Source organism: Shinella sp. WSD5-1, assembly GCF_963942435.1.
Lineage (GTDB): Bacteria > Pseudomonadota > Alphaproteobacteria > Rhizobiales > Rhizobiaceae > Shinella > Shinella yambaruensis.
This window is the reverse complement of sequence record NZ_OZ012597.1, coordinates 211923-223916: the sequence shown is the minus strand read 5'-3', so window position 1 is coordinate 223916 and position 11994 is coordinate 211923. Positions and strand designations below refer to the sequence as shown.

Here is an 11994-nt window from a genome sequence, read left to right as displayed (position 1 = left end):
CATTTCTGGAAGGAGCGACCCGCGCTGGTGCGGGCACAAAAGGGAGTTGAGACAATGCGAAAAATCCTGATCCTCGGCACGGCGCTCGGCCTGCTCATGGGCACCGCCGCGCAGGCGGAAGACCTGACCTTCGCCGTCGCCGGTCCGCTGACCGGTCCGCTCGCCACGATCGGCGACCAGTTCAAGCAGGGCGCGCAGGCGGCGGCCGACGCCATCAACGCCAAGGGCGGTGTGATGGGACGCCAGATCAAGCTGCAGTTCGAGGACGACCAGTGCGATCCGAAGCAGGCCGTCTCCGTCGCCAACCGCATTGCCGCAAGCGGCATCCGGTTCGTCGATGGCCATGCCTGCTCCGGCTCCAGCATACCGGCCTCGGCGGTCTATGCCGAAAACGGCACGCTGATGATGAGCCCGGCCTCGTCGAACCCGGTCATGACGGACGATGCCGCCGCCAAGGGCTGGACGAACATCATGCGCCTCTACACGCGCGACGACGCACAGGGGGCCTTCATCGGTCCTTGGATCGCCAAGGAATATGCCGGCAAGAATGTCGCGGTGCTGCATGACAAGACGGCCTACGGCCAGGGCGTCGCCGACGCGGTGCGCACGACGATGAACGCAAACGGCCTCAACGAGGTGCTTTCCGAAGGCATCAATGCCGGCGAGAAGGACTATAACGCGCTCGTGACGAAGTTGAAGGATGCCAAGGTGGATGTCGTCTATTTCGGCGGCTATCACCCGGAGGCGGGCCTCATCCTGCGCCAGGCCGCCGAGCAGGACTACAAGTTCCAGCTGATCATGCCCGATTCCATCGCCTCGCCGGAATTCTGGCAGGTCGCCGGTCCCGCCGGTGAAGGCACGATGTTCGTCTTCCCGTCCGATCCGCAGGCCAAGCCCGAGGCGAAGGAGGCCGTCGAGAAGATTCAGGCCGGCGGCTTCAAGCCGGAAGGCTTCACGCTCTTTTCCTATGCCGTGATCCAGGCCTTCGCGCAGGGCATCGAGCGCGCCGGCTCGGATGATCCGGCCAAGGTTGCCGAAGCGCTGAAGAACGGCCAGCCGATCGACACGGTCGTCGGAACCGTTACCTTCGACGAGAAGGGCGACCTGAAGGACGCCAGCTACGACATCAACCGCTGGAGCAACGGCAGCTACGCGCCGATCGCGAAGTAAGAGGCGAAAACGGAAAGCCCGGCCATGTGCTGGGCTTTCCACCTCACGCCATATGGTCCTGTCGGCTCTCTCCAACCGCCCAGGCGGCGGGCTTGCGGCCGAGATCGTGCTGCCCTGAAAAGCACGGCGACGTCGGGCCGCTACGTTTCGATACATTTGCGCGCGTTCCGGAACATGCCGGATACGGGGGGCTCCCGCCAGCAACCCTATGCGGTGCTCGCCGGCGGGGCGGTCGATTCGCGCACGACGAGCGCGTAATCCACCTCGTAGTGCGTGGGAACCTTGTGGCCGTCGAGGCGGGCGAGGATATATTCGCCGGCGCCCTTCCAGGTCAGGTCCGTCGGAACGTGGAGCGTCGTCAGGGCGGGACGCAGGTGGCGGCTCCATTCGAGGTCGTCGAAGCCGACGACCGAAAGGTCGGCGGGGATCTTCAGGCCTCTACGCTCCGCTTCCAGCATGACGCCGTAAGCGAGTACGTCATTGCCGCAGGCGATGGCCGTCGGGACGCTCGAGCCCATGAGGATCTGCCGCGCGGCTTCCCGCGCATCGTCCAGCGTGTATCGCACCTCGACGTGCCACGCCTCCGGCAGGTCCAGCCCGTGTTCGGCAAGGGCACGGCGGAACCCCCTTATTCGCGCGCTGGCGCGGTCGTTGTTGCGCTGGAGCGCGCTGACCACGCCGATGCGGCGGTGGCCGATCTCGATGAGGTGCATCATGGCGCGGTGCGCGGCCGCCTCGTTGTCGACGCCGATGCTTGGATGCGGCTGGCTCGGATTGTAGATGCCGACATTAATGAAGGGCACGTCGCGGGCCGCCAGCAGGTCGCGCAGCGCCTGATGGTGACAGTCGCCGCGCAGGATGAGCCCGTCGACGCCGCGGCTGATCAGGTTGCGTGCCTGCTCCAGCTCCACATCGATGTCGTAGCCGTTCGTCGAGAGAATGAGCATGTAGCCGCGCGAGGAGAGGAACTTCTGCAGCGATTCGATCCCGCGGGCGAACATGGCATTGTCGATGGTGGGGATGATGGCGCCGATCGTGCGCGTCCTGTTGCTGGACAAAGCCCGTGCCATGCCGTGCGGCACGTAGCCTGTCTCGTCTATCACCCGCTGGATGCGGGCGCGCAGGTCTTCGCTCACGCTCTGCGGATTGTTGAGGGCGCGCGAGACCGTTGCCGTCGAGACGCCCGAAAGCTTCGCGACCGCCCGGATGCCTGTCTTTTCCTTCTCACTGGTCATGCAGCCGCCTGGATTATGTAACGTTACATTGTTGTGTGACGATCAGCTTGCGAATGTCAAATGGAAATAGCCTTGCAATGCAGCATTATTTTCATGCCAGTCGAGTGTTGACAGCCATACCCGCAACATAATATGTAACCGGTTACATAGAGATTGCGCTCGGGAGAAGCGCTCGGTCTGCCGCCGGAGAGCGGCCTTGTGGAGGAAGATATGCTGAAAAATCGTTCTATCCCTGCTGTTGTCCTGTCTGTGCTCCTGGCCGGAACGGCGACCTCCGCCTTTGCCTTCGACTGGAAGGCGCATGAAGGTGAAACGGTTTCATTCCTGGCCAACAACAATCCCTGGTCCCAGGCGGTCTTGTCCTACAAGGATGAATTCACCGCGCTGACCGGCATCAACCTGCGGGTTGACTCCTACCAGGAGCAGCAGATGCGCCAGCGCCTCGTCACGGTGCTCAACTCCGGCAGCGACGAGATCGATGTGTTCATGACCCTCGCCTCCCGCGAAGGGCAGCAGTTCGCGGCCTCCGGCTGGTATGCCGACCTTTCGGCCTATACGCAGGGCTCGGTGGCTCCGGAATACGATTTTTCAGGCGTGAGCCCCGCTCTCGTGAAGGCTGCGACATTCGATGGCAAGCTGACCAGCATCCCGCTCAACCTCGAAGGCCCGCTGCTCTACTACCGGACGGATATCTTCGAGAAATGCGGCCTTGCCAAGCCGGCTTCGCTCGACGACGTGCGGGCTGCGGCCGAGAAGATCAAGGCATGCGACGCCAGCGTCACGCCCTTCGCCTCGCGCGGCCTGAAGCCGGCGATCGCCTACACGTTCAGCAACGTCCTGCACAATATGGGCGGCACCTACATCGTCGACGGCAAGTCGGCGCTCTGCGCCCCGGCGGGCCAGAAGGCCATCGCCTGGTACGGCGACCTGATGCGCGAATACGGGCCGCCCGGCGCGGCGAACTACAGCTTCTACCAGATTTCCGCGCTCTATCGCAGCGGCCGTGCGGCGATGGCCTTCGAATCCTCCAACGAACTGCGCACCATCATGGAGGGCGGCGAGCGCCTGAACGATACGGATGTGATTCCGCTGCCGGCCGGCGAGGCGGGAACCGTCCCGACGGCGATCGGCTGGGGCCTTGCGATTTCCAGCCGCAGCGCCAGGAAGGATGCGGCCTGGTACTTCGTGCAGTGGGCCTCCAGCCCGGAAATGCAGAAACGCCTGGCGCTTCAGGGCGTCGCCTCGCCGCGCGCCTCCGTCGCCGCCGATGAGGAGTACAAGGCCTGGATCGCCGAGGCGCCCGTGCGGGCGAGCTGGCAGGCGGCGCTCGGCGTGCTGGCGTCCGACGGGTCTTCCGAAGTCGGCTACCCCATCATCGCCAATCCGGAATCGCGGGACTATATCGGCCAGGCCGTGCAGGACGTGCTTCTCGGGCAGCGGTCGGTCGAGGAGGCGTGCGCCGCCGCCGACAGCGCGCTCGACGGCCTGATCGCCCGCAAGTAGCGCATCTGCCGGGTCCTGCCTCGGCGGGACCCGGTATCCGACGCAAATCGCCCACTGGAAGGACCGGACAATGATTCCAGGCTCGACCAACAGCCAGGGACGGCAGCTTGCCGCGCTCTCCGCACCGGCGGTCCTCTTCACCGTCGCCATGATCGCCTTTCCGGTGGTCTACACGATCTGGCTCGGCTTCCACGCGTTCTCGTCGACGGGGGAGGCAAGCTTTGCAGGCGGAGCCAACTATGCGGCGCTCGTTGCCGACGGCGAGTTCTGGAACGGCCTCTACGTCACCTTCGCGCTCTATGCCCTGTCCATGGTCCTGCAGCTCGTCGCCGGCATCTATCTCGCCATGCTGCTGTTTCATTCCAAGCGCTTGTCCGGCCTCTTGCGTTCGCTCCTGATCTCGCCCTTCATGATGCCGCCCGTGGTGGCCGGCATGATGTGGCTCGTCATTCTCGATCCGTCGCTGGGCGCGGCCAACTACATCCTGGTGTCGCTCGGTCTTCCGGCCTCCGAATGGCTGGCCTCTCCGACCTGGGTGATCCCGACCATCGCCCTGATCGATACCTGGCAATGGGCGCCCTATGTCGCGCTGATCGTTCTCGGCGGGCTGCAGTCCTTGCCGCCCAGCGTCTACGAGGCCGCCCAGATCGACGGCGCCTCTCCGTTCCGCATCTTCCGGCGCATCACCCTGCCGCTGCTGCTGCCGACCATTGTCACGGCTGCCGTGCTGCGGAGCGTCGATCTGCTGCGCTTCTTCGACATCATCTACATCACCACCCAGGGCGGGCCGGGCAATGCCTCGAACACGCTCAACATCTACGGGTTCCGGGTCGGCTTCGAGTTCTTCAACATCGGCTATGCCAGCGCGCTCATGATCACGCTCTCGGCCATCGTGCTGGCCGCCGTGCTCGTGCTCAACCGCCTGCGCAACGCGGTCGCCTGGTAAGGAGACGACGATGAACGACCATTCGAGCCCCCGCTGGGTCCACTGGCTGAACACGCTGCAGCTGACCGTCGCGGGCATCCTTATCCTGGCGCCGACCGTCTGGATGGTGCTTTCGTCCTTCAAGCCGTCCTTCGAGGTGACGGCCTATCCGCCGACGCTGTTCTTCCAGCCGACCTTCGAGAACTACGTTACGCTGTGGCAGACGACGCCGTTCCTGTCCTATGCGGTCAACAGCTTCGTGGTGACCATCGGCTCGACGCTGCTTGGCCTTGCCTTCGGCATCCCGGCCGCCTTCGCCGTCTCCTGGTCGCGCATCACCTGGCCGGCCGTCCTGACGCTTGCCGCGCGGATGGCGCCGGGCACGCTGTTCCTGCTGCCCTGGTACATCATGTTCCGCGAGGTCGGGCTGATCGGCTCCTACACGGCGCTGATCCTCAGCCACGCGGTGATCACCATGCCGATCGTCATCTGGGTGCTGCTTCCCTTCTTCGACAACATTCCGCGCAGCGTCTTCGAGGCGGCGCAGATGGACGGCTGCTCGGTGACCCGCATTCTCTGGCGGATCGCCCTGCCGCTTGTCGGCTCCGGCGTCGCGGTCGCCTCGATCCTCGCCTTCGTCTTCTCGTGGAACTTCTTCCTCTTCTCGCTGATCCTGTCGAATTCCGACACGAAGACGCTGATTGCCGCTGCCTTCAACTTCGTCGGCGAAGGTTCCACCCAGTGGGGCTCGCTGATGGCGGCCGCCACGCTCATCGCGCTGCCGCCGCTCGCGCTCGCGATCCTTGTCCAGCGTTGGCTCGTCGCAGGGCTGACCCTCGGTGCCGTCAAGGGATGATCAGGATGACAGACAGAAAGAATGCCCGCATGCGTGCCTCCGTCTTCCACGGCGACCGCAGGATCACCATCGAAACCCGGGACCTGCCGCCCGTCGGGCAGGGCGAGGTGCTGGTCAAGGTGCTGCGCACCGCGCTCTGCGGCTCGGACTTCAAGCTCTGGTACAAGGGGGCGGAGTTCACCGCCGGCCACGAGATCTTCGGCGTCGTCGAACAGCCGGGCCATCCGCGCCACGGACAGCGCTGCGCAGTCTATATCCCGGTGCATTGCGGCCATTGCGATGCCTGCCGTGCGGGCGACACGCAGATGTGCCTGGAAGTATCGAGCCTGATCGGTTGGAACCGGCCGGGCGGCTATGCCGAATATGTGCCAGTTCCGGAAAACTGCCTGTTGCCCGTCCCCGACGACATCGAGGACGACCTCGCGCCGCTGCTGCTCGACACGATCGGGACGTCCGCCCACGCCGTTCGCTTCGCCATGCCGCTGGTTCCTCCCGAAGGGTCTGTGCCGGTCCTCGTGACCGGTGCAGGCCCGGTCGGGCTCGGCGTGGTGCTGGCGCTATCGAGCCTTGGCTATGAGGATATCCATGTCAGCGATCCGAACGAGGAGCGGCTGGCGATCGCCGTTTCCTTCGGTGCGAAGGCCCATCCCGTCGGCGCGCGCGACAAGCGCTTCAAGCTGATCTTCGAGTGCTCCGGCGCGCATGTGGCGCGCAATCTCGGCATAGAGCTGGTCCTGCCGCGCGGGGCCCTGATGCTGGTCGGGGAGAACGCCGCGCCCTGGACCATCGAGGAAGGCAAGATCTTCCGCCGCAAGGACTTCTACATGATCCGCACCTTCTATTTCCCGGTCGGCGACTTCGCGCCGAATGTCGAACTGCTGCGCGCCAACAAGGAGCGCTATCGCCGGCTCGTCGATGCCGCCTTCGGTCTCGACGACCTGCCGGAGAATTTCGCCCGCTTCGCCGAAGGCAAGCTCATCAAGCCCGTCCTTTCGTTTGGGTGACACCATGGCCTCGATCACGATCAGGAACATCGCCAAGAAGTTCGGCGAGCTCACCATCATCCCCGGCCTCGACCTGGAGATCGCCGACGAGGAGTTCGTCGTCTTCGTCGGGCCGTCCGGCTGCGGCAAGTCCACGCTGCTGCGCATCATCGCCGGGCTCGAACCGTGCACCTCGGGCGAGCTCTTCATCGGCGAGACGAAGGTCAACGACGTGCCGGCCTCCAAGCGCGACATCGCCATGGTCTTCCAGGACTATGCGCTCTACCCGCACATGACCGTCTACGACAACATGGCCTTCGCGCTGGAATTGCGCGGCATGAGCAAGGCGGAGATCGACCAGCGCGTGCGCCGTGCGGCCGGCCTCCTGCATATCGAACCCTTCCTGGAGCGCAAGCCGAAGGCGCTGTCCGGCGGCCAGCGCCAGCGTGTCGCCATGGGGCGGGCGATCGTCCGCGACCCGAAGGTCTTCCTGTTCGACGAGCCGCTCTCCAACCTCGACGCCAAGCTGCGCGGCCAGGTGCGCACCGAGATCAAGGCGCTGTCGCAGGAGCTGAAGACCACCATGATCTTCGTCACCCACGACCAGGTGGAGGCGATGACGATGGCGGATCGCATCGTGGTCCTGAAAGGCGGCGAGATCCAGCAGTTCGGCCGGCCGGAAGACGTCTACGAGACGCCCGCGAACCAGTTCGTCGCCGGCTTCATCGGCTCCCCGGCGATGAACTTCTTCCCGATCCGGCGTGCGGGCGATGCCTTCGTCTTCGAAGGCGCGCCGCATCTGGCCGCCCCCGTGCCGGCCGCGCTGAACACCGCGCTCGGTGGCAGGAGCGAGGCGGTGCTCGGCATCCGGCCGGAACATCTCGTTCCTGCCGACGACGTCGCCGGCGCGCTGCCCGTCACGATCGACCTCGTCGAGCCGCTTGGCTCCGACACGCTCACGCATTTCGATCTTGCGGGCGTACGGACCGTTGCCCGGGTCAACCCCGAAATGAGACCGAAGGTCGGAGACAGGCTGGCCTTCGCCGCGCAGGCCGGCAAGGCGCATCTCTTCGACAGCGCGGATGGAAAGGCCATCCGATGATCCGCCCGCCGATCATACCCGAGGGGGCTGCACCATCGATCATCTGCCTCGGGCTGTCCGCGCTCGACCGCATCTGGCGGGTAGAGACGCCGTTCACCGGCGGCAGCGAAAAGATCCGCGCGGGCGAGCACCTGACCGAAGCAGGCGGCATGGCGGCGAATGCCGCGGTGACCGTCGCAAGGCTTGGTGGCCGGGCTTCGTTCTGGGGCAGGGCGGGCGACGACGATGCAGGCCGCCTCATGGCGGAGGCCTTTGCTGCCGAGGGTGTCGATATCGGCCAGTTCCGGCTCTTCGAGGGCGGGGCATCGTCCGTCTCGGGCATCATCGTCGATGCGCGCGGCGAGCGGCAGATCGTCAATTTCCGCGGCCGCTATCCGGTCGATCCCGCCTGGCTTTCGCTTGCCGGCCTTTCTGCCGATTGCGTGCTGGCGGATCCGCGCTGGCCGGAGGGCGCGGAGGCGCTTTTCACCGAGGCGCGGCGCCGCGGTATCCCGACGGTTCTCGACGGTGACGTGGCCGACGCCGATATCTTCGAACGCCTGCTTCCGTTGACCGACCACGCCGTCTTCTCCGAGCCGGGCCTGCGCGGCTTCGGCGGAGAGGACCTGGACGCGGCGCTGGCGCTGGCGGCGGGCTTCGGCTGCCGCATGGTCGCGGTCACCCGCGGTGGCGACGGCCTCGTCTGGCAGGACGCTTCCGGCAGGCACGACATGCCGGCACCGGCCGTCCAAGCCGTCGACACCACGGCCGCCGGCGATGTCTTCCACGGCGCCTATGCCTTCGCGATCGGGGCGAACTTCGGCATTGCCGATGCACTCGCCTTCGCCAGCGCGGTCGCCGCCCTGAAATGCACACGGCCCGGCGGCCGTGCCGCCATTCCCTCCCTCGACGATCTGAAGTCATCCTGAAAGGAAACGTCATGCTCACACTCGGAAAAACCCGCGGCCTTGCCCGTCTCGCCAACAAGGACGGCCACTTCTGCATGGTGGCGCTCGACCAGCGTCCGCCGCTCTTCGAAGCGCTCGCGGCGGCGCGCGGCATCGACAAGTCGGACGTCACCTTCTCCGACATGATCACGGCAAAGCGGCTTCTGGTCGAAAATCTCGCCCCGCATTGCAGCTCCATGCTGTTCGATCCGAACTATGCCATTCCCGCCGCCATCGACGTGCTGCCGCCGGACTGCGGCCTGATCGTCACCCTGGAGGATCACCGCACCGAGGAGACCGAGGGCGGCCGCAAGTCCAAGGTCATCGCCGACTGGAGCGTCGAGAAGATCCGCCGTCTCGGCGGCGATGCGGTCAAGGTGCTCGCATGGTACCGGCCGGACGCCGCGGCCGACGTTCTGGAGCACCAGAAGGCGTTCGTGCGCAAGATCGGCGAGGATTGCCGTCGCCACGACATCGCCTATGTGCTCGAACTGCTCGTGTTCCCGTTCCTCGGCACCGCGGGCCATACGGCGGATTATGTCGAATCGCCGACCAAGCTGCCGGAACTCGTGATCGAGAGCGTGCGCGAATTCGCAAAGCCCGAATACGGCGTCGATCTCCTGAAGCTCGAAAGCCCGCTCGCCGCAAACAGCCTGCCGCCGCGCGACGGCAGCGCGGCTGCCCTTGCCGCCCAGCGGGAATTCGATGCGATCGGCAGGATCTGCGCCGATGCGGGCATTCCGTGGGTGCTGCTGTCGGGCGGCGCGGCGACGGAAAAGTTCGAACGCGTGCTCGATTACGCCTATGCCGCCGGTGCCGGCGGGTTCCTGGCGGGCCGCACCATCTGGCTCAATGCGATCCGCTCGCATTTCCCGGATACCGCTGCCGTCGCCAAGGCGCTTACGGAAGAAGGCGTGTCCGTGGTGGAGCGCCTGAGCGCACTCACCGCCGCCAAGGCCCCGCGCTGGACCCCGCCGGCGCCCGCCTTCCAGGAGATCCACAATGAAGGCGACTTCGCCAAGAGCTATGCCGCTGCCTGACACGGCCCATTGACGGAAGGAACGACCATGGACGATCGATCGACGCAGCCGGTGCCGGCCCTGAAGGACCGGTCCCTCCTGACCGACAAGGCCTATGTGGCCGGCCGCTGGCTGGGCGCGGTGGACGGCAGGACCATCACGGTCACGGATCCGTTCGACGGATCGGTCATCGCCCGTGTCCCGGATCTCGGCGTGGAGGTGGTTCGCCAGGCGATCGACGCGGCAGCCCTCGCGCAGGCCGAATGGGCACGGCGGTCCGCCAAGGAGCGGGCCGCCGTCCTGCGGCGCTGGTACGAGCTCATCGTCGAGAATGCGGACGACCTCGCCCAGATCCTCACCGCCGAGCAGGGCAAGCCCCTCGGTGAGGCGAAAGGCGAGATCCTCTCCAATGCCGCCTATCTCGAATGGTTCGGGGAAGAGGCCAAGCGCATCGACGGCGACATCATTCCTGGCCCGAACCGCAACCAGCGCATCATGGTGCTCAAGCAGCCCGTGGGCGTCTGCGCGGCCATCACGCCCTGGAACTTCCCGAACGGGATGATCACGCGCAAGGCCGGGCCCGCCCTTGCCGCCGGATGCTCCATGATCCTGAAGCCCGCCGCTCAGACGCCGCTCTCGGCCTTCGCGCTCGCCGTTCTGGCGGAGCGTGCGGGCGTGCCGGCGGGGGTCTTCTCCGTCATCACCGGCGAGGCACGGCCGATCGGCATGGAGTTCTGCCACAATCCGAAGGTCGCGAAGATCACCTTCACGGGCTCGACCGGCGTCGGGCGCTGGCTGATGAAGGAGGCGGCGGACGGCATCAAGCGCCTGTCGCTCGAACTTGGCGGCAATGCGCCCTTCATCGTGTTCGACGACGCCGACATCGACGCGGCGGTCGAGGGGGCGATGATCTCCAAGTTCCGCAATGCCGGCCAGACCTGCGTGTGCGCCAACCGCATCTATGTCCAGGAGACCGTCGCGGAGGCGTTCACTGCCAGGCTCCTGGAAAAGGTCTCGGCGATCACGCTCGGCCGCGGCACGCAGGCGGGCGTTAGCCAGGGGCCGCTGATCGACGACAGGGCCGTCACCAAGATGGAGGAGCATGTCAGCGACGCGCTCGCCAAGGGCGGCAGGATCCTCGTCGGCGGCAAGCGCAGCGCGCTCGGCGGCACCTTCTTCGAGCCGACCGTCATGAGCGGCATCACGCAGGACATGAAAGTGGCGAAGGAGGAGACCTTCGCGCCGCTCGCCCCCATCATCACCTTCCGCGACGAGGACGAGGTCATCGCCATGGCGAACGACAGCGAGTTCGGTCTCGCCTCCTATTTCTACGCGCGTGACCTCGGCCGCGTCTGGCGGGTCGCCGAAGCGCTGGAGGCGGGCATGGTCGGCGTCAACACCGGCATGCTGGCCAACGAGATGGCACCGTTCGGCGGCGTCAAGCAGTCGGGCATGGGGCGGGAAGGCTCCTCCTATGGCATCGAGGGTTTCCTCGAACTGAAATATGTCGCCGTGGCAGGCATCTGATGGGCGAGATGACGGATCCTTTTGCCTTTCCGCCCGGCTTCCAGGTCGTCGTTGTCGGCGGCGCGGGGGATATCGGCTCGGCGATTGCCGCGCTGTTCCACGCCCGCGGCGCGAAGGTCGTGGCGACCGGCCACGACCGCGCCGCGCTCGACCGCTCCGCCCTGTCGAGCCTTCAGGCTGTCGATCTCGACGTCCTGGACGTCACCTCCGACGAGGCCGTGGCGGCGTTCGCCGCCCGCTTCGAGCGGGTCGATGCGCTCGTCAATTGCGCGGGCATCCTCGCCCGCGACGAGGAGTTCCGGATAGAGACCTTCCAGCGCGTGCTCGACGTCAACCTGACCGGCACCTTCCGGACCTCCACGGCCTTTCGCCCGCATCTTGCCGCAAGCCGCGGCTCGATCGTCAACATCGCCTCCATGAACGCCTTCGCCGCCTTGCCCCGCCTTCCGGCCTATTGCGCCAGCAAGGGCGGTGTCGTGATGCTGACCAAGGCCCTCGCGCTCGCCTGGGCGGAGGAAGGGATCCGGGTCAACGCCGTCGCGCCCGGCTATATCGAGACGGCGATCAACAGCGAGGGGCGCAAGGACATCGCGCATCGCGACCGGATCGCCGCGCGCACGGCGCTGAAGCGCTGGGGCCAGCCGGAGGAGGTGGCGGGCGCCGTGGTTTTCCTCACCATGCCGGCTGCACGCTATGCCACCGGTACGGTCTATGCCGTCGACGGCGGCTTCCTTGCAGGGTGAGGATG

Annotated in this window: 11 protein-coding genes; 10 read left to right on the top strand and 1 reads right to left on the bottom strand. The window is 66.1% G+C overall.

Annotated features, from left to right (window positions below):
- Nucleotides 1–54 precede the first annotated feature (54 nt).
- A complete protein-coding gene (locus AABQ55_RS24190) occupies nucleotides 55–1170 on the top strand; it encodes an ABC transporter substrate-binding protein (RefSeq protein ID WP_244766277.1) in 1116 nt (371 codons plus the stop codon).
- Between the two features lie 206 nt (nucleotides 1171–1376).
- Here AABQ55_RS24190 and AABQ55_RS24185 read toward each other — a convergent pair whose 3' ends face one another.
- Complete coding sequence (locus AABQ55_RS24185; RefSeq protein ID WP_244766278.1) at nucleotides 1377–2405, bottom strand: LacI family DNA-binding transcriptional regulator; 1029 nt, start codon at nucleotides 2403–2405, stop codon at nucleotides 1377–1379.
- A 210-nt stretch (nucleotides 2406–2615) separates the two neighbouring features.
- On the opposite strand from AABQ55_RS24185, the gene AABQ55_RS24180 reads away from it, so the two are divergent.
- The 9 genes from AABQ55_RS24180 (at nucleotide 2616) to AABQ55_RS24140 (ending at nucleotide 11989) form a co-directional block, all read left to right on the top strand.
- Entirely contained in the window at nucleotides 2616–3908 is a 1293-nt protein-coding gene (locus AABQ55_RS24180; RefSeq protein WP_244766279.1) for an ABC transporter substrate-binding protein, read from the top strand.
- 70 nt (nucleotides 3909–3978) lie between these two features.
- Entirely contained in the window at nucleotides 3979–4854 is an 876-nt protein-coding gene (locus AABQ55_RS24175; protein WP_244766280.1) for a carbohydrate ABC transporter permease, read from the top strand.
- Nucleotides 4855–4864: 10 nt separating this feature from the next.
- Nucleotides 4865–5689, top strand: coding sequence for a carbohydrate ABC transporter permease (locus AABQ55_RS24170; protein WP_064333952.1), 825 nt, complete (start codon nucleotides 4865–4867; stop codon nucleotides 5687–5689).
- 5 nt (nucleotides 5690–5694) lie between these two features.
- Nucleotides 5695–6693: an alcohol dehydrogenase catalytic domain-containing protein gene (locus tag AABQ55_RS24165; protein WP_245507835.1), complete on the top strand. Its 999-nt coding sequence runs from the start codon at nucleotides 5695–5697 to the stop codon at nucleotides 6691–6693.
- A 4-nt stretch (nucleotides 6694–6697) separates the two neighbouring features.
- Nucleotides 6698–7774: an ABC transporter ATP-binding protein gene (locus AABQ55_RS24160; protein WP_272807652.1), complete on the top strand. Its 1077-nt coding sequence runs from the start codon at nucleotides 6698–6700 to the stop codon at nucleotides 7772–7774.
- Complete coding sequence (locus AABQ55_RS24155; RefSeq protein ID WP_272807653.1) at nucleotides 7771–8682, top strand: sugar kinase; 912 nt, start codon at nucleotides 7771–7773, stop codon at nucleotides 8680–8682. Before AABQ55_RS24160 ends, AABQ55_RS24155 begins: the two co-directional genes overlap by 4 nt.
- 11 nt (nucleotides 8683–8693) lie before the next feature.
- Complete coding sequence (locus tag AABQ55_RS24150; protein WP_272807654.1) at nucleotides 8694–9740, top strand: tagatose 1,6-diphosphate aldolase; 1047 nt, start codon at nucleotides 8694–8696, stop codon at nucleotides 9738–9740.
- A gap of 27 nt (nucleotides 9741–9767) precedes the next feature.
- On the top strand, nucleotides 9768–11246 hold the full coding sequence (locus AABQ55_RS24145) for an NAD-dependent succinate-semialdehyde dehydrogenase (protein ID WP_272807655.1): 1479 nt from the start codon (nucleotides 9768–9770) through the stop codon (nucleotides 11244–11246).
- A gap of 8 nt (nucleotides 11247–11254) precedes the next feature.
- A complete protein-coding gene (locus tag AABQ55_RS24140) occupies nucleotides 11255–11989 on the top strand; it encodes an SDR family NAD(P)-dependent oxidoreductase (protein ID WP_272808137.1) in 735 nt (244 codons plus the stop codon).
- Nucleotides 11990–11994: the final 5 nt, after the last annotated feature.